Annotated in this window: 19 protein-coding genes and 1 tRNA gene; 11 read left to right on the forward strand and 9 right to left on the reverse strand. The window is 56.5% G+C overall.

The genetic code is table 11. The features are described from left to right. Window positions 1–33: 33 nt before the first annotated feature. A complete protein-coding gene (locus L1047_RS11415) occupies window positions 34–1,092 on the forward strand; it encodes a permease (protein ID WP_235279657.1) in 1,059 nt (352 codons plus the stop codon). A gap of 35 nt (window positions 1,093–1,127) precedes the next feature. Here L1047_RS11415 and L1047_RS11420 read toward each other — a convergent pair whose 3' ends face one another. The 4 genes from L1047_RS11420 to L1047_RS11435 all read right to left on the reverse strand — a co-directional run bounded on the left by L1047_RS11420 (window position 1,128) and on the right by L1047_RS11435 (window position 6,084). Further along, the gene (locus L1047_RS11420; RefSeq protein WP_235279103.1) at window positions 1,128–3,827 is read right to left on the reverse strand and encodes an MGH1-like glycoside hydrolase domain-containing protein; all 2,700 of its coding nucleotides are present in this window, start codon (window positions 3,825–3,827) and stop codon (window positions 1,128–1,130) included. 49 nt (window positions 3,828–3,876) lie between these two features. Then, window positions 3,877–4,698, reverse strand: coding sequence for a glucose 1-dehydrogenase (locus tag L1047_RS11425; RefSeq protein WP_235279104.1), 822 nt, complete (start codon window positions 4,696–4,698; stop codon window positions 3,877–3,879). A 49-nt stretch (window positions 4,699–4,747) separates the two neighbouring features. After that, entirely contained in the window at window positions 4,748–5,569 is an 822-nt protein-coding gene (locus tag L1047_RS11430; RefSeq protein WP_235279105.1) for an LmeA family phospholipid-binding protein, read from the reverse strand. A 62-nt stretch (window positions 5,570–5,631) separates the two neighbouring features. Then, window positions 5,632–6,084 carry a hypothetical protein gene (locus L1047_RS11435; protein ID WP_235279106.1) on the reverse strand — a complete coding sequence of 151 codons (453 nt, stop codon included), beginning with the start codon at window positions 6,082–6,084 and terminating at the stop codon, window positions 5,632–5,634. A 308-nt stretch (window positions 6,085–6,392) separates the two neighbouring features. On the opposite strand from L1047_RS11435, the gene L1047_RS11440 reads away from it, so the two are divergent. Then, a complete protein-coding gene (locus tag L1047_RS11440; RefSeq protein ID WP_235279107.1) occupies window positions 6,393–6,752 on the forward strand; it encodes a hypothetical protein in 360 nt (119 codons plus the stop codon). A gap of 73 nt (window positions 6,753–6,825) precedes the next feature. Here the strand turns inward: L1047_RS11440 and L1047_RS11445 are convergent, their stop codons facing one another. Continuing rightward, on the reverse strand, window positions 6,826–7,713 hold the full coding sequence (locus L1047_RS11445; RefSeq protein WP_235279108.1) for a M48 family metallopeptidase: 888 nt from the start codon (window positions 7,711–7,713) through the stop codon (window positions 6,826–6,828). 234 nt (window positions 7,714–7,947) lie between these two features. Here L1047_RS11445 and minC point away from each other — a divergent pair, with 234 nt between their 5' ends. From minC to L1047_RS11465, 4 genes are all read left to right on the forward strand, one after another. Further along, window positions 7,948–8,676: a septum site-determining protein MinC gene (gene minC / locus L1047_RS11450; RefSeq protein ID WP_235279109.1), complete on the forward strand. Its 729-nt coding sequence runs from the start codon at window positions 7,948–7,950 to the stop codon at window positions 8,674–8,676. Beyond that, window positions 8,673–9,479, forward strand: coding sequence for a septum site-determining protein MinD (gene minD / locus L1047_RS11455; RefSeq protein WP_235279110.1), 807 nt, complete (start codon window positions 8,673–8,675; stop codon window positions 9,477–9,479). The genes minC and minD overlap by 4 nt, the downstream gene beginning before the upstream one ends. A 94-nt stretch (window positions 9,480–9,573) precedes the next feature. Further along, the gene (gene minE, locus L1047_RS11460) at window positions 9,574–9,873 is read left to right on the forward strand and encodes a cell division topological specificity factor MinE (protein ID WP_235279111.1); all 300 of its coding nucleotides are present in this window, start codon (window positions 9,574–9,576) and stop codon (window positions 9,871–9,873) included. 406 nt (window positions 9,874–10,279) lie between these two features. Further along, window positions 10,280–12,532 (forward strand): cation:proton antiporter, encoded by a 2,253-nt coding sequence (locus tag L1047_RS11465; RefSeq protein ID WP_235279112.1) that lies wholly within the window; start codon window positions 10,280–10,282, stop codon window positions 12,530–12,532. A 48-nt stretch (window positions 12,533–12,580) separates the two neighbouring features. On the opposite strand, the gene L1047_RS11470 is transcribed toward L1047_RS11465, so the two are convergent. The 3 genes from L1047_RS11470 to plsY form a co-directional block, all read right to left on the reverse strand. After that, window positions 12,581–14,188, reverse strand: a complete 1,608-nt coding sequence (locus tag L1047_RS11470; protein ID WP_235279113.1) for a SagB/ThcOx family dehydrogenase — start codon at window positions 14,186–14,188, stop codon at window positions 12,581–12,583. 74 nt (window positions 14,189–14,262) lie between these two features. Beyond that, window positions 14,263–14,619 carry a gamma-glutamylcyclotransferase family protein gene (locus L1047_RS11475; protein ID WP_235279114.1) on the reverse strand — a complete coding sequence of 119 codons (357 nt, stop codon included), beginning with the start codon at window positions 14,617–14,619 and terminating at the stop codon, window positions 14,263–14,265. 15 nt (window positions 14,620–14,634) lie between these two features. Beyond that, window positions 14,635–15,246, reverse strand: a complete 612-nt coding sequence (plsY, locus tag L1047_RS11480) for a glycerol-3-phosphate 1-O-acyltransferase PlsY (RefSeq protein ID WP_235279115.1) — start codon at window positions 15,244–15,246, stop codon at window positions 14,635–14,637. A gap of 295 nt (window positions 15,247–15,541) precedes the next feature. On the opposite strand from plsY, the gene aqpZ reads away from it, so the two are divergent. Continuing rightward, a complete protein-coding gene (aqpZ, locus tag L1047_RS11485; protein WP_328286067.1) occupies window positions 15,542–16,267 on the forward strand; it encodes an aquaporin Z in 726 nt (241 codons plus the stop codon). Window positions 16,268–16,387: 120 nt separating this feature from the next. After that, complete coding sequence (locus tag L1047_RS11490; protein WP_235279116.1) at window positions 16,388–17,191, forward strand: Crp/Fnr family transcriptional regulator; 804 nt, start codon at window positions 16,388–16,390, stop codon at window positions 17,189–17,191. Between the two features lie 65 nt (window positions 17,192–17,256). Here L1047_RS11490 and L1047_RS11495 read toward each other — a convergent pair whose 3' ends face one another. Beyond that, window positions 17,257–19,251: a DICT sensory domain-containing protein gene (locus L1047_RS11495; protein WP_235279117.1), complete on the reverse strand. Its 1,995-nt coding sequence runs from the start codon at window positions 19,249–19,251 to the stop codon at window positions 17,257–17,259. A 149-nt stretch (window positions 19,252–19,400) separates the two neighbouring features. Here L1047_RS11495 and L1047_RS11500 point away from each other — a divergent pair, with 149 nt between their 5' ends. From L1047_RS11500 to L1047_RS11510, 3 genes are all read left to right on the forward strand, one after another. Beyond that, entirely contained in the window at window positions 19,401–19,577 is a 177-nt protein-coding gene (locus tag L1047_RS11500) for a hypothetical protein (protein ID WP_235279118.1), read from the forward strand. Further along, on the forward strand, window positions 19,574–19,753 hold the full coding sequence (locus L1047_RS11505; RefSeq protein ID WP_235279119.1) for a 2TM domain-containing protein: 180 nt from the start codon (window positions 19,574–19,576) through the stop codon (window positions 19,751–19,753). The genes L1047_RS11500 and L1047_RS11505 overlap by 4 nt, the downstream gene beginning before the upstream one ends. 259 nt (window positions 19,754–20,012) lie before the next feature. Further along, window positions 20,013–20,083: transfer RNA gene (locus tag L1047_RS11510), tRNA-Gly, on the forward strand. The last annotated feature ends 47 nt before the right edge of the window (window positions 20,084–20,130 follow it).

Raw genomic sequence — 20,130 nt, forward strand, 5'->3', positions numbered from 1 at the left:
CTAAATTGTGTGTGAGGTGGTGCTTTGAGTCTTTTGGACTCTCCCCTTTGGCGGGATGGATTCACCCTATTTTTGAGCATTGTGGTGCAAGCGATGCCATTTTTGCTCTTGGGGGTCTTTCTCTCGGGGCTGCTGGCGGTGTTTGTGGATGGATCCCAGTTGGCCCGCTTTTTACCCAAAGGCAAGGTGGGCAGCGCGGTGGCCGGTGGAGCCTTGGGGTTCTTTTTCCCGGTGTGTGAATGTGGCAACCTACCCGTGGCCCGTCAACTGGTGCTGAAAGGGATCCCTCCCCATGTGGCGGTGGCCTTTCTGTTGGCGGCGCCGGTGTTTAACCCGGTGGTGATTTTCTCCACTTGGATCGCCTTTCGCGCCATGCCGGAGATTGTACTTTACCGGATTCTCTTTTCCTTTGGGATCGCGGTGGCCATTGGCTTGCTCTTTAGCCTGCAAAAAGATCTCCAACCGTTATTGCACCCGGCGGTCTGGCGGGAACTACAGCGTAACACCGCCCCAACAGATGCCTTAGCCACGTCCACAAGCTCTTCACTACTTCAAGGGGGCACGTTCTGGCGCGGAGCTCGACCCACACCAGCTCAGCCTGCCCCTGCTGGATCCCTGTTGACCCTACAAACCGCGGAGGAAGTTTACCAATCGGCCCTAGCTGCTCCCCCCCGCCTACCTTGGCAGCAAAAAAGGTCTGTGCTGCTGCAAACTTGGGCCAGAGAGATCCGCGAGCTGGGATCCGTGCTGATTTTGGGTTCGGCGATGGCGGCCTTGATTCAAACGGTGATCCCCCGTTCATTCCTGTTGGATTATGGCCAAGATGCGCTGGTGTCGATCTTGATCATGATGGCGCTAGCAGCGATCATCTCCATTTGCTCGACGGTGGATGCCTTTTTTGCCCTTTCTTTTGCGGCCACCTTTACACCGGGATCCCTGTTGGCGTTTATGGTGTTTGGGCCGATGGTGGACTTAAAGGCAATTGGTCTGATGCTGACTTTGTTCAAGCCAAGAGCTATTTTTTATCTGGTGATTTTGACGCTTCAGTTCACGTTGGTGGGGGCTTTGGCCATCAACTACTACGGTGGTTAAACAAATCAGGTGAACAGATCCTTTTTCAAAATGGTTTAGGTGCTACTCCCCCCCACCTGTTGAATCAGGGCGGCCACCAAGCCCGTCCAGCCCGTCTGATGGTTGGCCCCGAGGCCACAGCCGCGATCTCCATGGAAATACTCGTAGAACAGGATCAAATCCCGCCAATGGGGATCCGTTTGAAAGAGGGCATACTCTCCGTGGAAGGGCCGCCGGTCAGTCTGGGGATCCCGTTCAAAAATGCGGATTAACCGACGCGAGATCTCATCCGCCACTTGATCTAAGTGCATCCACTGGCCGGATCCGGTTGGGCATTCCACCTTGTAATCTTCTCCCAAGTAGCGGTGAAATTGCCGCAGTGATTCGATAATCAGATGATTCATCGGGAACCAAACCGGGCCGCGCCAATTGGAATTGCCCCCGAACATGCCGTTGTCAGACTCAGCGGGGGTGTAATCGACCCGGTGCTGCTGGGATCCCACATAAAAGGTGTAGGGGTGCTCAGCATGATAGCGGGATAGGGAACGAATGCCGTAGGGGCTAAAAAACTCCGATTCATCCAGCATCTTCTGCAGAATCAGCCGTAGCTTGTCAGGGTTGACGATAGACAGTAGGGTCTTGTCCCCTGAGCCGTGTTGCGACGTTTGCACCAGCGTGTGAATACATTGCCGCAGCTTGGGGCGGTTGCTCATGAACCAGTCAAAGCGCCGTTTGAACCCCGGGAACTGAACGAAGATCTCCGGCTCCAAGACCGCCACGGCAAAAATTGGAATCAGGCCGACCATCGAACGAACTTTCAGGTGATGGCGCTCATTTTGAGGGGTGTGCAGCACATCGTAGAAAAACTGATCCCCTTCATCCCAAAGATTGACGCTATCCCCCATATGGTTCATGGCATCGGCAATATAGAGGAAGTGCTCGAAAAATTTGCTGGCAATATCCTCATAAGCGGGGTTGCTTTTGGCCAACTCCAGAGCAATGGTCAGCATATTCAGGCAATACATGCCCATCCAACTGGTGCCATCCGATTGCTCCAAATAGCCGCCGGTGGGCAGCTCGGAGCTGCGGTCGAAAATCCCGATATTATCTAGCCCCAGAAAGCCCCCCTGGAAGACGTTGTTGCCATCATTGTCTTTGCGGTTCACCCACCAGGTGAAGTTGAGGAGTAGTTTCTGAAACACCCGCTCTAGGTAGTCGGTATCTCGGTGGCCGTAAAATTCCTGCTCAATTTGGTAAACGCGCCAGGTACCCCAGGTATGAACGGGTGGGTTGACATCGCTGAAGTGCCATTCATAGGCGGGCATTTGCCCATTCGGGTGCATGTACCACTCGCGGGTGAGGCGATCCATCTGCCGTTTGGCAAAGCCGGGATCCACCATGGCTAGGGGCAACACATGAAAGGCCAAATCCCAGGCGGCGTACCAGGGAAATTCCCATTTGTCGGGCATGGAGAGGATGTCGTCGTTGAATAGATGCTGCCACTCGATGTTGCGGGCCTTTTGCCGGTAGGGGCGGGGATGGGCGGGATCCCCTCGCAGCCAATCTTCAATCACGAAATGGTAGTACTGCTTGGTCCAGAGCAGCCCGGCAAAGGCTTGTCGTTGAATCTGCTGGCGGTCGCCACTGCAGCCTTTGGGCACAAAGGTTTGATAAAAGGCATCGGTTTCTTGTTGGCGGGCTAGAAACACCTGCTCAAATTCCGCTCCAAAGGGATCCCGGATATCGGGCCGGTCTGTAAGGCGCAGTTGGATGATTTGGCACTTTCCCGGTTGCACCAGCAGTTGATAATAGGCTGCCGCTTTGCTGCCAACTCGGTCGGGGTTAATGACTGCGTGCTCCTGCTCAATCACATAGCGATGAAAGGCATCTTTGACGTAGGGCGTCGGGTTGGCATGGTGATAGACAGCCGCGTAGTTGGTCTCATTTTCCGTGAACAACAGGTTGCGATATCCGTTGTCAGTTTGTGCGTACAGCCACCGTTTGCCGAGGCTGGGGAAGAAGGGATCCGGTTCTGCACGGCGATCTTCTGCTTCGATCAGGGCAAAGGCATCATCACTGGGCATTTGGCGCAGCTGCGGTCGGATCCGGCCTTCATCCCAAGACCAGATGTTGCGAAACCAGAGGGTGGGCAGCAGGTGGAGAGGAGCAGGGGTGGAGCCGCGGTTGACCACCTCAATGCGGATCAGCAGATCTTCAGGGCTGGCTTTGGCATAGGTAACAAACAGGTCGAAGTAGGCATTGCCCTGAAAAATGCCGGTATCCATCAGCTCAAACTCGGGGTCATGATAGCCGCGCCGCCCATTTTGTTCCACCAAGCTTTGATAGGGAAAAGCCTGTTGCGGGTACTTGTAGAGGTAGCGCATATAGGCATGGCTGGGGCTGTTGTCCAGGTAAAAGTAGTAGTCCTTAACATCCTCGCCGTGGTTGCCCTGGGGGCCGGTGAGTCCAAACAGGCGCTCCTTGAGGAAGGGATCCCCTTCGTTCCAAAAGGCGAGGGCAAAGCACAGCCGTTGGTGATTGTCCGAAATGCCGGCAATGCCATCTTCTCCCCAGCGGTAGGCGCGAAAGCGGGCGTGGTCATGGGGAAAATAGCTCCAGGCATCGCCAGTCTCGCTGTAGTCTTCCCGCACCGTACCCCATTGCCGTTCACTCAGGTAGGGGCCCCAGCGCAGCCAGTGGGCTTTACGAGCCTGATGGTCGGCAAGGCGTTGCAGTTCCGCATTCATGGTGGTCATTCCCTATCTTGACGGCAGGCACAGATCCGGTTGGGATCCAACGGGAGGGTCAACGGGTTAGGCAGACCAAGCTTCCCGAAAATCGGCGTAGAGGGTGAGGCCGCCATCGATATAAAGGATAAAGGGTCTGCCCGGTGATGTAGGCGGCTTCATCGGAGGCCAAAAAGGCGGCAGCAGCGGCCATCTCGGCGGCAGTACCAGCCCGGCCCATGGGAATGTGGCTTTCCACCACGGCTTTTTGTTCCGGGTTCTGTACCCAGGCCTCATTGATCGGGGTGATGGTGGCGCCAGGGGCAATGCCATTGACGCGGATCCCGCGACCGGCATATTCCAAGGCCAAGCTGCGGGTCAGGTTGCCCATGCCGCCCTTGCTGAGGGAATAGGTGAGATAAAAGGGGCGGGGAATGATCTCATGCACACTGGACACATTGATAATCACGCCGAATCCTCGCCCAAGGAAATGCTTGAGGGCTTCTCGGGCACAGAGAAAGGAACCCCGCAAGTTGACATTAAGGATGCGATCGTACTCCTCCAGGCTGATCTCGTGGGCAGCCCGTTCCGTTTGGATCCCGGCATTGTTGACGAGGATATCCAGGTGGCCCCAGCGTTGAATAACCTGCTGAACCAGATGGATGACATCGGCTTCTTGGGAGACATCCCCCTGAATCAGCAGCGATTGCACATGGCAGGCTTCCACATCCCCGCACACCTTTTGCATCATGGCGGCCTGGGTGTCCTCGGCTTCCTGGAGGCTTTTACGGTAGTTAATGGCAACGTTGCAGCCCTCCTGGGCAAAGCGGAGGGCAATCGCCTGGCCTATGCCGGAACTGGCCCCGGTCACCAATACCGTTTTTCCTGCGAGTCCCTGCATGGTTCTCCTGGCGCAACGCCAGCCCTATTCTAGGCTTAGGCGCTGAGGTTCAGGGCAGAGCGGCCCGCCGGGATCCCGTCAGATGATCCAAAGTTTCGACCCGGACAAATCCGATCACCTCCAATTGGCCGGATCCCACTTCAAGGTTCAGGACTCGCAGGAGGATCCCGAGATCTTCGAGTTCTTTCAGGTTGAACACCTCGTTGAGCCCGCCCAGAAACGCCTCTGAAATTTCATCGGGTACCCGCACAGAGGCAACCACAAACTCCGGATCCTGGAGCCTCAGGCTTTGTCCCCCTTCGACCCGGATCCCGGCATTGAACGCCACATCAATAGACTGCTCCACTTCGCCGCTGCGCTCCACCAAAATGGCGGAAAGCTGGATGCGGTTGGGATCCAACAGCTCAATGCGGGGCTGACGCAAATCAAAACGGCTGGGTTCTTCTTGGCGTCCGCCAAAGGGCAAATCTGCCTCAATGTTCTGGAATTGGCTTAGCACCTCTGGTGAGTTGAGGGCAGCATTCAAGTCGTCCTCCCGCACCACAATGCGCACCGCTGCCTGCAGGGGCCGCTCCAACCGCAAGGGATCCCCTTGAAATGAGGAAGGGTTAATCGCTAGGGCATCGGTTTCTAGCTCCAAAACATCAACACGAGGAAAAGGTGCTCGATACAATCCTCGTCCGGCTATCAATAGGCGATCTGCCTCGCCATTCAGGAGGCGATAGTTGGGCTGACTTTGGATACGCACCTCCAGCACTTCCGCCCGATCCAACTGATCTAGCAAAAGCTGCCGCGCCGACTGATCCGCAAGATAGCCCGCTCCACCCCCTAGCCCCGCCAATAACCCCAACAGACCCGCCAGGATCTCCATGTGCCATGTGCCAATGTGGACTCAACCCAGGTTAGCAAGCGGGATCCCAAGTGGTAGAAAGGTCAATGAACCACCTTGAGGGAGCTGGCTTCAATGGGACGGTTGCCCATGAAGGTTTTAACAATTTTCAAGCCATCGACCATCACCGGGCGATTCGGCATACGGTCATTGAGGAATTTAACCTCAGAGGCGGCAGTAGGTCGTCCCTCACCCCAAGTGTCTAGCACTTTGAGGGTTGAAGCAGTAACAGGGCGTCCCTCAGCGTAGTAGTCCACCACCTTCAGGCTGGAAGCCCCAATAGGACGCTGGTCAATCCCAATTTCAGTAAATTTGACGGAGCTCGTAAACACCGGTGGGCCCATATACTGGCTGGGTTTGCCTTGGGGAGCCATTGGCACCTGAGCTGGAACCGAGGCCTGGTCAGCAGGCAAAGGAGCCAAATTAAGGCCGTTACCAGATCCGGTGGGAACTTCTTGCTCTGGTAGGGTGCTGGAATGACCATTACGAGCAGCCATGGGAATCTCCTAAATTGACGGGATGGGAAGTCGAGACGGGGTTGGGCTCGATGCGGTACTGCAAAAGGAAAAGGGCTTGGATACTCGCCACCCCCCAAGAGCACGGAGGCAGTGAAGTAGGGATCCCCGATTCTAAAGATATTCTGAAGGATATGCCAATATTCTAAACCAAAGTTAAGCCAAAGTTGAGGCTGGAATCCGGTTGTTACCACCTCTCTCCAATGAGTTGCGGGCAGTTGCGGGGATCCCTCTGAACAGAGCCAGAAATAGGCGATACACTACACCTGGAGTGATTCAGGGGTGAATGGATGGCAGGCATCCACCATCTGCGCTGCTACATGTGCTGGGCTAGCGGGGCTGCACCGGCTCTTTTGGCTTTGCTGCTGTTGTCGGGCCAAGCTGCTCAGGCCAGCCAAGCATCCGCTTCAGAGCTTCAACCTCAGTTCGACTTAAATATTGTTCGCTCTCGGACTTTGCCCTGGCAACGGCCCCCGATGGTCTTTGAGCCGGCGGATCCTTCTAATCTAGAGGGGTTGGCGGATGAGGCAGAGCATCCTTTCTTGGAGTTCACTCTGGAGGAGAGCAACACCGCCATTGCTCTTTTTGGCTGTGATTGTCCTGCCCATTTGAATCAGCTCCGGCGGATGCGCGGCTTGCCGTTGCTCTAGGGATCCCTCTTGCTCTATCCAGAATCAGAACTCCTAAAACAGAGGGCAAACAGAGGGCGCAGATCCCGTCTGTTCAAGGCAGTACCGGTAGCACCGGCAAAATTTCAATTTCGGTACGTTGGGTTTGGTTCGGCTGGCCTGGCGGCAAAATCCGTCCGCCAGATCCCTGGGGGGCAGTTTGGGCGGTTGGGCGAATCATGCCGTGTTGGGCAATCAGTTGGTTAAGGCGGGCGATGCGCTCCGGCACGGGTGGATGGGTACGAAGAAAATCCGGCAGGGAGCCCCGGGATTGCAGCTTGGCCAGAAATTGCGGCATGCCCTGTGGGTCAAATCCGGCTTGATAGGCGGCCCATAGACCTTTTTCATCAGCAATAAACTCGTTTTCACGGCTTTGCGGTCTTCGTACCCCGACCTCTAGGGCCAGAGCCGCCAAGTTGTTGTTGTTCACCCCCAATAGTTGTGCCCCAAAACGGGCCGTGGCAGCCTGTTGCAGTTGTTGCAGTCCATGGCGCTCGCTAATGTGGGCTACTTCGTGGGCCAATACGGCGGCGATTTGGTCATCGTTGTCGGCAGCTTGCAGGGCGCCGGTGGTGATATACACAAAGCCCCCCATCGTGGCAAAGGCGTTGATGGTGGGATCCTCAACCACCTGAAAGGTATAGGGCAATTGGGGCCGTTCGCTGTGGGCTACCACCCGCTGGCCGATGCTATTTACCCGGCTCACCCAGTAGGGATCCGAACTGAGGCGGATATCCCCCCGACTTTTCAGGTGCTGATCGATCTGGCGACCCAGGCTCACTTCTTGGGCATCGTTCAGTTGGCTCACCTGCATCAGCTGCACCCCCTGCAGCAACAAGCGCCCCCAGTCTTGGGCTTGAGCAGGGGATCCGATTAGGGATCCCATCACCAGCAGGGCTACCCCAGAACGAACAGGCCAAGTCGATGGGCAGGTTTGAAGCATCGAGATGCCTCCTTGAAAGGTCTTACCCTCAAGCTAACGATTCTCTGCCCCGATAGAATGACTGCAAAGTCGAAATCCCTCTGCCATGAAGGGTACATGAAGGGTAAATGTTGAGAAATCCGCCACCTTCGGTTGTTCCGAGGAGTAGGATAGGACTTCATTGGGTCTCAACTCATTCCCACCTTTTAACGCTTAGCTGGCAGTGCCATCTCCGTCACAATGGGATCCCCTGCATTGAACTCTGAAGTCTTTGAGTCGCTCCTAGCAGCCCAACGGAATTTGGCGGCAGGAAGCGTCTCTTTCCGTTCCGACTCTCAAGGCATCCATCTGCACTTGCCCGCCGCCATGGACTGGGAAGAAATCTGGGAAAGCCTGATTTGGCAGTTGCGCAGCCGCAAACCCTACTGGGCCGGAGTAGCTCCCCTCACCCTCTGGAGCCAACAGTGGGAGCTGGATTTGCCTACGTTACAAACCCTTTCGGCCCTCTTATCTCAACATTGTTTGCAATTGTGGCGGGTACAAACCGCGGCCCGCTCGACGGCGATCGCAGCGGCCACACTGGGCTATTCTGTGGAACAATCTTCTCCTTTGGAGACGATTCCCCCTGCTCCGCCAGATACCACGCCTCTGTATTTGCGCTCTACGGTGCGCTCCGGCACGGCTGTCCGTCATAGTGGCTCAGTCTTTTTGTTGGGGGATCTCAACCCTGGGGGGGAGATCATCGCTGGGGGGGATATTTGGGTGTGGGGACGGCTGCGGGGGGTAGTTCATGCCGGGGCCAATGGCGACGAAAAGGCCCTGATCTTGGCTTTACAATTGGATCCCACTCAGCTGCGTATTGCCAACCAAGTGGCTCGTCCACCGGAAGGGGGATCCCTGCTCAACACCCCCGAGGTGGTTTACTTACAGGATAATGCCATCTGCATCGCCAGCATTCAGGATTTTCTGCGGAGAGAGGTATGAGCCGAATCATCGTCATGACCTCCGGTAAAGGTGGAGTCGGCAAAACCACAGTAACGGCCAACTTGGGCACAGCCTTGGCGCGGATGGGTCGCTCGGTGGTGGTGGTGGATGCGGATTTTGGCCTGCGCAATATGGATCTGTTGCTGGGGCTGGAGAATCGGGTGGTATACACGGCCCTGGAGGTGATCGCCGGGGAATGTCGCCTCGAACAAGCCCTGGTGAAAGACAAGCGCACCCCCAATCTTTCGTTGTTGCCAGCCGCCCAAACCCGCAACAAAACAGCCGTCAGCCCCGATCAAATGCGACAACTGATCGATAAGCTCTCCAGCAGTCATGACTATGTGCTGATCGACTGCCCGGCTGGGATCGAACAGGGGTTTCGCAATGCGATAGCCGGGGCCAATGAAGCGATCATCGTCACCACTCCTGAGCTGTCGGCAGTGCGGGATGCGGATCGGGTGGTGGGCCTGTTGGAGGCAGCCCAGATTCAATCAACAAGGTTGATCGTCAATCGTCTGCGCCCAGATATGGTGGCTGCTAGCCAGATGATGTCGGTGGAGGATGTGGTGGAAGTGCTGGCGATCCCGTTGGTAGGGATTGTGCCGGAAGATCGCGAGGTGATCGTCTCCACCAACAAAGGCGAGCCTCTGGTGCTCTCGGCCAACCCTCCCCTGGCAGCTCAGGCGTTACAGCGCATTGCCCGCCGATTGGAAGGCGAAATTGTGGACTTCCCGAATGTAGCCAGTTTGGGGGAGTCGTTTTGGGAAAAGGCCAGACGATTTTTGAATCAAAAGGTGATTTGAGTGGCTTTTTGACCGCTGTTGAACTAGTTTTCTCTGGATTATCCCGATTGAATGGCGATTTTGATTTGTTAGTAACCTAGTACCCACCAAGCCTATGCTCCTCGATTTTTTGGATCAGCTTTTTTCCCGGCACCCCGGTAGCAGCCGTGACCAAGCCAAGCAACGGTTGAAGCTGATCCTGGCCCACGACCGCGCCGATCTCACCCCAGCCGCCCTAGAGTCGATGCGCCTAGAGATATTGGGGGTGGTGTCGCGCTATGTGGAGCTGGACTCCGAGGGGCTGCAATTTAATCTGGCCACGGAAGAGGGGACAACAGCCTTAATTGCCAACCTACCGATTCGCCGCGTTAAACCCTTGGAGGTCAGCCTCAGCTCCGAAGGAGAAGGGATCTAAGCCGCCCATCCCACCCACCTTGTCCCAACTCAACGGCGCTGTCTGCCACCGTCAAGGCGCTATCCGGGAGATGGGCTTTCTGGAGCATCCAGATCACCTGGATTGATCTGGATAATTTGTGGGCTCAGGAGGCTAACCTTCTGAGGGTTCCCGATGGCCGGCGGTTGAGGCTGTCCTCGGCCTGAGCTACCTTGTAATGAAGTGCGACAGCAATGTCACATTCGGTTCTGAATGATGTCTTTCTTTGCTCACACCTTTGTCTGGCCAGCTCTGGAGCCCCCCGCAACTGAACCATCCAGTCATCAAGCCGTTAATGCTACGCATGATGCTATGCATTGCCTGCGCGACCGCTTACGTGATCGCGACAGCGGGACGGAGTCCTCGCTAAGGGAGGTTGAGCCTCAGCATGGAAAACTCATTTGAGCTAACGATCCTGTTTACGCTGGCCTTGGTGGCTGGGATCGGAGCTCAGGTGCTGGCCAATTTTGTCGGTGTGCCCAGCATTGTTTTCCTGTTGCTGTTTGGCCTGTTGCTGGGGCCAGATGGCTTGAGCTTGGTGCATCCGCAAACCATGGGATCCGGGCTGGAGGCGCTGGTGTCTCTGGCGGTGGCCCTGATCTTGTTTGAGGGAGGCCTCAACCTCAGGTTGCAACGCCTGAATCAGGTTTCCGATAGCTTGCGCAATCTGGTGCTGTTTGGATCCCTGCTCACCTTGGTGGGGGGGGCGGTAGCGGCCCACTATTTGGGGGAATTCCCCTGGCGACTGGCCTTTTTGTTCGGATCCCTGGTGGTGGTGACGGGGCCGACAGTGATTAACCCGATCCTGAAACGGGTGCGGGTGGATTCGGCGGTGAGCACCCTTTTGGAGGGGGAAGGGGTGTTGATCGATCCGGTGGGGGCGATCCTGGCGGTGGTGGTGCTGCAGGTGGTGCTCTCCGGCCATCCTAGTTTTTTGATGGCTCTGGAACAGTTGTCCAGCCGGTTGGCGATTGGGGCGGCGGTGGGGGCGCTGGGGGGCTGGCTGATGGGATCCTTCCTGCTCTGGTCACGGCAATTTCTAACGGAGGATTTGCGCAACTCAGTGGTGCTGGCGGGGGCACTGGGGGTGTTTGTCTTGGCCCAGTCGTTGCGGTCTGAAGCAGGGCTGATGGCGGTGGTGCTGGCGGGGCTGGTGGTACGGCAAAAGGCGGCGATTGCCGAGCGCAGTGTGCGGCAGTTTCACGGCCAGTTGGTGGTGGTGGCGATCTCGGTGCTGTTTATTCTCCTCACCTCTACCCTCTCCATCAAGGCGGTCTTTGCCTTGGGCTGGGGATCCGTGGCTACGGTGGTCTGCCTGATGCTGTTGATCCGCCCCTTGAGCATTTGGCTCTGTACCCTGAGCAGTGACCTCAACTGGCGCCAGAAACTGTTCGTTGCCTGGTTGGCTCCACGGGGCATTGTGGCAGCTTCAGTGGCCTCGTTGTTTGCCATCTTGTTGACAGAGCGCGGCATTACCGGGGGGGACGCCCTCAAGGCGCTAGTGTTCCTGACAATTTCTCTGACGGTGACAGTACAGGGGTTAACCGCCGCTTGGGTAGCTCGTTGGTTGGGCTTGGATCAGGGCAGCTCCACCGTGATCATCGGCGATCATCCCCTCACCAGCCAGTTGGCCCAGTTGATGCGTTCTCTCAACCAGACGGTGGAAGTGATCCCGTTGTTGTCAGCGCAGGGATCCCCCAAAAATGGGCAAAATGGCTCCAAATCCAATCGTTCAGCTGCCGATTCAGCCCACACGGGGGCAGAGGCCAACGGCACCTCCAGCAAAAGCAGCGAAAAACTGTCTCTCACCGAGGCCAAAAGTACGCCCAGCAATGGCAGACTGCCGGAAGACCCCCCGAGATCAGAATCAGCCCCCGGATCCCTGCAGGAGGCGGTGCTGAGCGAATCGGCCCTGTTGAAGGCGGATATCGAATATGCGGAAACCCTGCTGATCATGACCCTGAACCCACAGGTGAACTGGGCCATTGCCGAGCTGATGGTCAAGCTCTCAGTTTCTGCCACCATTTGGACGGTGTTGCTCCCCGATATGCCGATTTCAGAAGGGATCCGCACCCTACAAAATCCTTTCCCACAACTGCAGCGCTGGGCCAGCTATGTGGAAGCCAACCGAACTGAGCTGCGCTCCATCACCTTGCCCACTTTGGCAGATTTGGGTCTGGACACTACCGACCCCAACTTGAGTTTTACGGCGGCCAAAGAATCCATCTCGGCAGCCCGAGCCACCCTGCTCAACCCCTTCTCTGCTCAGATGGGCCTAGGGGATCCCGTTTTGGAACGGCTACGGGATCAGTTTGCTTACCGGATTAAGGCAGATTTGTGTTTGCCGCTATTGCTGTTGCGGCCTCAACGGCTGGGGCGCTGGTTGCGCGGCGGCGGGGTGCGGGTCAGCGGCGATTTGTCTCAGCCAAGTCGGGCTTTCTATCTGCCGGAACCGGAGATCTGGCGACGGGGGGATCGCATCTATTACCTGGAGCGCATTTCCAGCCCGGTGGATGCGGCTGGCAAAGCCAATACCCTGACGGCAAAAGAGTCAGAACCCCTAACGGAAGACCGGGATCCGCTCGGGTCGGAGCCTTTGCCCCAGTACGTAGATGGAGTCAAGCTGCATTTTGATCTTTAGATTTGAGTGGATCTTTGAGTGAGCTTTGGCAGAAATGCTCCCCCCCTCTCAACTGTCTGGGGCGCTGGCTGAGCGGGGGATCCCGAGGGTGGTGATGTAAAGGGCAGCCTCTGAGGTCGGGATCCCGAGCACCTCGTTGACTTGGTTGTCGAAAAACCCGGCAATGCCGCTCACCCCGAGTCCCAACCCAATAGCTGCCAGGTTCAGCCGTTGTCCCAAATGCCCAGCATCCAGGTGCAAGTAGCGATAGGCCCGTTCCCCATAGCGCACCACCGCCTTGGCCAAATCTGCGGTGTGAAAAACGATCGCCGCCGCGTCCCGGCCTAGTTCTTGCCCCAAGCACAGTTGGAAGATCTCACTGCGGAAATTTTTGAAGCGAATCTGCCGCAGTTCTTGTGCTTGTACCGCGTAGTAGTAGCACCCCGGCTCCAGCCCCTCCACGCCATTGGCCACCACAAAGGTCTCCACCAAGCTGCGATCAAAATAGTCGGGGGCACCATCCAGCCCCTGGGCGGTATAGTGTTCCGGGTGATAGGTGAAATCTAGGAGTGCCAGCAGTCGGTGCAGTGGCAGGTCTTCGCCGGTGAAGTGGCGGGTAGAGCGCCGTTTTAGGATGCTGCGCACCAATTCTTGGAGGTGTTGTCCCCAATCGATGGGCTGAGTGGCGGTACTGACTCGCAGACAAAAGGGGAAGTTGTATTTGTCCGCAGGCGGTTCAGCAGAGGCTACAGGCTGGAGTAAGCGGGCCAGGGATCCGCTCTCGATCCGGCTCACCCGGTGCAAAAATGGCAACCAGTCCCCATCCTGCAGCTCAGGTACATGGGTCACCGTCGGGGAACTGAGAGCCGTGAACTCACTGACGGGCCACTGAGACATCTCTTGGGGTTCATCGGCAGGGGTTGGTTGCCACAGATCCAACAACGGAATGACCACCAAGGCGCCTTCTTGTTGGGGATTCAAAAACAGCAGTTCCTCCACGATTTGGTCGCAAAAACCTCCCAAGAGATAAGCTCGGTAACCGGTGAGGTTGGCCGCCAACTCGATATTGCCCAGTAGATGGCCGCTATCCAGGCAAATGCGGCGATAGGCTCGATCCTCGTAGCGCCAGGCGGAGCGAAAAAATACTGCCGAAACCACCAGAGCCAGCGAACATTGGCTCAAGATCGTGGCTTCCGCACAGCCGGCCTGCAAGCGTTGCCAGCGGCTTTCATCCCAAAACCGCACCAGGCTGTGGCTGCGCACCTGATAGTTGTACAGACCTTCCGGGATCCCTGCCACCCCTTGTGAGATCAGGTATAGTTCAGCCGGATATAATCCTCCCGCCGATGGGGCGGCCCGCATATAGAAAGGTTGGTTGGCATAGGGGAGCACCAAAGTTACCCCATAGCTGAAGTACAACAACTGCGACAACCGCCGCCGATGCCATAGCGCCAACTGGGATAGCTCCTCGCCTGGGGGCTGCGATTCCGGCTCTGGCCCACCCTGCTGCAAATGGGTGCGTAGATCCAGCATTGTGCCTACCCCAGCGGGATAGTCTTTGTAGGGTTGCGGCTGACGACTCCAATCCAGTTGGCGAGTGTTGCGGGCCAGTCCTTCCGGGGAATATTTGGTGAACTCGTGGTAGAGCAAACTGGCACAAGCGGTGGGCTCAGACATGGCGAGAAGGAGAAGAGAAGGACAAAAGCCAAGGGCGGAGGATTCCAGAGGATTCCATAAGTGTACCGTTCTCCTCAGGAAAGCCAGCGACCACTGGGGATGAGTAAACACCCCTGCACCTGCTCTGCTCGGCCCAAGTAGATCCAAGCAAAGGTGCCACTATCCAGGCGCAACCATTGCCGCTCGTACACCCGCGGATGTTCTTCCAGGGCATCCAAGCGGGACAACAAGGCTAAAGGAATGCGGTAACCCTCGCCGTAAAGGCGATTTTGTCCGGGAATAGCCATCGGGTAGGGGCCGAGATCGTAGAGATCGATCCCACTTAGGCTATCTTCTTGCAGGAATTCAGCCCCGCTCATCAGGCTGTGATACTGGCCGCCCCGCAGCAGGGATCCGTAGACAAAAACCTCCGTCGTCGATTGCCGCTCCATCGCTAGGGGTTGAGATCAGGGAGATTGAGCCCATTTTTGGCCGATACGCGGTTCGGATCCCGCCAGCAACCGCTCAATATTGCGCCGATGGGTGGTGACTACATATGCTCCCCCCGCCAAGGCAAACAACAGATAGGGCAGGGGCTGAGCAGTCACCCACATCAACACGGGAGCGGACACTGCCGCCAGAATAGAACTGAAGGAAACAATGCGGGTGAGGGTGATCCCCAGCAGCCACACCCCAAAAATCGCCAAGGCCACCGGCCAAGCCATGGCTAACAAAATGCCCAGGCTAGTGGCCACCGATTTGCCCCCCTTGAAGCCCAGCCAACAGGAGCGGCTATGGCCGATCATCGCCAGCAAAGCGGCCAACACCACCCACCACGGGGATCCCAACGCCCACCCCAAACCAACTGCGGCTGCTCCCTTGAAAGTATCCACCAGCAACACCAGTAGCGCTGGCCCTTTGCCCAAGGTGCGCAACACATTCGTTGCCCCCGTAGAGCCGGATCCCTGTGTGCGGATGTCGATGCCCCCCCACCAAAGCCCCGCCCAGTATCCAGTTGGGATTGAGCCGAGGAAGTAGCCACCGACCACAGCAAGGAGAACCAAAAGAGGTGCAGACATGGCCAAGTCTTGAATGCTCCCACCTCACTTTGCCATATTCTTTGCCTCAAGACGGCTGAAAACCACGGACTACCCCAAATACAGCTCCCCCGCAACCTCCTGCAAGAGAAAAGAGATTCTCGAAAAGATTTATGACAAATCTCGGAATTATCATCTTCTCGAAACAGGATCCCTCTGAGATAATCAACCCAGGAGGACAATTTCTTGGGTGTTTTTTCTAACACTTAAGATACCAGTAAAATAATTTACTAAGCAGCTTTTTCTGACGAGATCATCATCCATTAAGGAATCGATTGTGAAGAAATACATTGCTGAGGGCTTCGGCACCTTCTGGTTGGTTCTGGGCGGCTGTGGCAGTGCTGTTTTGGCGGCTGCTTTCCCAGACTTGGGCATCGGATTGCTGGGGGTTTCTCTGGCCTTTGGGTTAACCGTTTTAACCATGGCCTACGCCATTGGTCACATATCTGGGTGCCACCTGAATCCGGCAGTTTCAGTGGGCTTGTGGGCTAGTGGCCGCTTCCCCACCTATCAAGTGATTCCCTACATCGTTGCCCAGGTAATCGGCGGTATTGTAGCGGGCGGAATCCTCTTTTTGATCGCCAGTGGTCAGCCGGGGTTCAATGTCTCGGCGGGGTTTGCCTCCAATGGATATGGGGAGCATTCGCCGGGGGGCTATTCACTGTTGGCCGCTCTGGTGTGTGAAGTGGTGATGACGATGATGTTTTTGCTGGTCATCCTCGGCGCCACCGACTCCCGCGCTCCGCAGGGGTTCGCCCCGATCCCCATAGGCTTTTGTCTGACCTTGATTCACCTGATCAGCATCCCTGTGACCAATACCTCTGTGAATCCGGCCCGCAGTACGGGGGTGGCCCTGTTTGTCGGTGATTGGGCGGTGGCCCAACTGTGGTTGTTCTGGGTGGCTCCGATCATCGGCGCACTGCTGGGATCCCTGATCTACAAGGTCATTAGTGGTGAGGTGGAGCTGCCGCCAGCAGAGGTGGGTACCCAGCCTCAGACCTAGACGAACAACCCCTAGGCTGTGTTTAGCAGGGGCGAAACTCCTTAAGGGGCGGTCAAACAGGCGTTGTGTGGGCAAAATGAGGATGCTAGCCTGTTGCCAGAGATGCCCTCAGCCCCTTGTATGCCTAGTACGCGCATCCCCGACAGTTTCACAGGCCCCCTCTCACAGGTGTTACAGGGCTTGGTGCAGGACTCGTACTTGTTTCGCAGCTGGGATCCCGTTGCTTTGGCAGGGGAGCTGAAGGTTGAAGCCCATCAAATTGAGAAGTTCTACGCCAGCCAGTCTCTTTTTACCGCTTTCCAACCGGAAAAATCTCTACAGAACCTCTATGTTGTGCTTGCCGGTGGGCCGATCATCATCCGCAGCAGCCCTCTGGATCGTATCATCGGCATCAATTACCCCGGTAGTTGCTTGGGCATGCGCAATTTGCCCTTCAGCTACGGCCTGTTAGACTATGCCTTTCCCAGCTTGGTGGAAGCCTACAAAACCACCACAGTTCTGCGCGTTTCCCTGGAGGCGTTTCAAGAGCTGTACCGCAACCACGAAAGCCTTCAGCATCGTTACAAGCGCCTATTCGAGTTACGGGAAAAGTTTCAATATCATCTGCTCAATTGCAGCGCCTATCCCCCACAGGCAGTGGCCACGGTGCTCAAAGCCTTAGTTTACCAAGAGCAAGAGCTGGGCAACCAGCCGGATAGCTCCGGGATCTTTAGCTTCGATCTGCCCATCGACATCATCGCCCGAGCCAGCCAGCTCAACCCCCGTACCGTGGAACAAGTGCTCAAAGGCATGACCCAGGTTGGGGTGATTCAACTGCACCCAGAAGCAGGCAACGATGGCCTCTTAATTCGAGATTTGGAGCAACTGGATGAGATCTACGGCAACACCCGTGGCAAGGTGAGCTGGTGGCCCCTGAGTCGATAACTTTTGACAAAAGTTCAAACTCAAAAACTGTTGCTCCGTCAATCTCCTCAGACTCAGGCTCTAGATCAAGCGGCAATCGAGAGTTTCCCTTGGGTTTGGGGATGAACCATCGGCAACGTGAAATGGAAAGCGCTACCTTGGTTCAAACCCGCCGATTCCGCCCAAATGCGACCCCCCATTGCCTCGATGATCAATCGGCAAATAGCCAGTCCCAAGCCCGTCCCCCCCACCGAACGCCGCAGGGATCCCTCCGCTTGGTAAAACCGCTCGAAAATAGCCTGCAACCGATCCGGCTCAATGCCGCGCCCGCTATCGGCAACGGTGAACTTCACCATCCCTACCGATCCAGCAGCCGCTTCCACCACCTCGACTCGGATCCAGATCTGCCCACTGGCGGGGGTAAACTTGCAGGCATTGTCCAGCAGCTTGCGCAACACTTCCACCAGCCATTCCCCATCGGCGCTCACCATCGGTAGCCGCTTGGGCAGCACTTGCTCAATGGCGGGCAATGCCTCATGCCGACGACGGGCTTTGATGTTGCTCAGGGCCAGATCCACACATTCTTGTGCTGAAAGGGGTTCGATGTGCCAACGGATGCGACCACTTTCCAGCTTGGAGAGGGTGAGAAAATCCTGCACCAACTCCCGCAGCCGACTGGCATCCTGCAGGGCCGTATTCAACATTTCCTGGCGCATCTCCAAGGGCATATCCGGGTCGCTGGCCAAAGACTCTAAGCAAACCTGAATGGTGGAGAGGGGGGTGCGCAGCTCATGTCCTGTCACAGCGATCAGCTCCGATTTGGCCTGATCCAGAGCTTCCAGTTGCTGATTCAGCTCCCCTAGATGTTGGTAGGCTTCCGCCTGCAGAAGGGCGACCCCCACCTGATTGGCGATGGCTTCTGCCAGCTCCAGGGTGGCCGATTGCCAGCGGTGGGGTTGCTCATGGTGCAGCTCCAAGATGCCCAGTAGCCGTCCTTGGTAGAGAATTGGCATGGCCACCCAAGCGTGGATCTTGGCAGATTGCCACAGCTCTGGGCTCCCCTGTAGGCGCTGATCGCTCTCGCTGTCTTCACAGCACACTGGCTGCCCCAACTGAATGGCCTCCCGCAAAAAGGGGTTGATTTGAATCGGCCAAAGGGATCCCTTGAGGCTGCCCATCGTTAACGTGCGATACTCCTGCTCGATCCGGGCCTCAGGGGCCTGGCCATCATAGCGGTAGACCAGACACCGCCCTACTGCCGCCACCTGACCCAACTCCTGCACGGCAATGGCGAGAATATCGCCGGGATCCAAAGACTGACGAATGGCACTACTGATGCGGTTGATCAGATGTTCCTTGCGCTCTTGGGCCTGAATGGTGCGGTAGGTACGCTGCAGTTTGTATTGCCCCGCCTGTAGGTAGGTGATCAAGCGTTCCGTGAAAGGGCCGGGGTTGAGTTGGCTGGTGCTATCCGCTGGGGATCCCTCTAGGTGCTGGCGAATCGGCTCGATGCGAGGGGTCAAATCCGGTCGGTAGCTGAGGATCTTGGGTAGCAGGGCCAAAGCCGCCTGTGTAGTGGTGAGGCGATCAAAAGACCAAACCCCATCAAACTGGCGGGCCGTATCCATATCGCTGCCCCCCCAGGATTGGCTGCGCTTGATCTGTGCCCGTTCCCGGCAGACCAAGCAGGTGGTGTAACTGACATCGATGACGATTAAATGCCATTCCTGCGCCAAGGGATCTGCCGGATCAAGGGGGATGGTGTGATAGGGCAGCTCTGTTTGAGCAAAATCCGTTTCCGGGGTCGCTAATACAAAGACATCTTGGGCAACGGCACTGATGCGACGGTAACGGCGGGCCTCCTGTCGGTAGTAGCGCTCCTTCTGAAAATTGGCGAATACCCACGGGGATCCCTGACCTTGTAAGACCTGATCCTCAATGGCGTGGCTAAGGGCAACCAGAGAGGATTTGAAATACAGCTGCGGACGCAGGTGGGGCAAAGCCCCCAACAGATCGCTCAGTAGGGAAGTACGACTCTGACGGCTCTGGCGAGAGGCAGGTCTAGAGCGGGTAGAGGTCATAGCCCTATTGGCACAAAGAGCAAGTTATGGGCAAACACAGGGACATCGAAACCTTCAGGAGCAGGCTTACTGTTTAGTCTAGCGGCTGGGATCCCAGACAATGAGGAGCTTAATGAGCTGCAAGATCCAGCCGGCTTAAATTAAGGATTATGAAGTTGTGTGTGGGCCCGGGATCCCAGTATAGCCAGGAAGACGTGCAACAGATCCGACAACGGGCTATTGCCCGCCAACCGCGCCTGGGAGAATTTACCCGTCCTCAACCGCAAGAAATGGCCGCAGAGCTGGAGCTGGCCGAACAGGAATGGGGGAATCTTAGCGGCAGATGAACAGCCAGCATCAGGACTTTCAACACTACCGCCGCCATCAGTTCTACCATTTGCTTGGTCGCTACGGGATCGTCAATGGCTTTCTGGCGAGGTTGGACTTACTTTCGGGCGGAGGGCTGTCTTGGTCGTTGTTTGTGTTGCTGAGCTGGGGCTTGGCGGTTTCCCTCAAGGGCTGAAATACCTACCATACCGAGGGAGAGCGTTACGAGAAAGACTTTCACAAGTAGTAGAAGAAACGCTTAAAACATCCACATCCCTAGTACAGCCTTTTCCGACTTCACGCAGGCCCTTGAGCTAGGCAAAAAACTTTATGGAGCAAGGGATTGACCTGAATCTGCTGTATCAGGTAAGGCTGGAAAAGGCTGTAAAGCCGGTTGCGGATTCTGGGTGGAGCAGAGGTGTTATCATAGGCATCCGGTACAGGTGAGTGCCTGTGCGGGCGTAGTTTAATGGTAAAACTACAGTCTTCCAAACTGTTGTTGTCGGTTCGATTCCGTCCGCCCGCTTTTTTGCACAGCATTAACAAGTCAGTCTCAGACAAGTTCTGGCCTTT

This window comes from Synechococcus sp. Nb3U1 (genome assembly GCF_021533835.1).
In the GTDB taxonomy this organism is placed as follows: Bacteria; Cyanobacteriota; Cyanobacteriia; order Thermostichales; family Thermostichaceae; genus Thermostichus.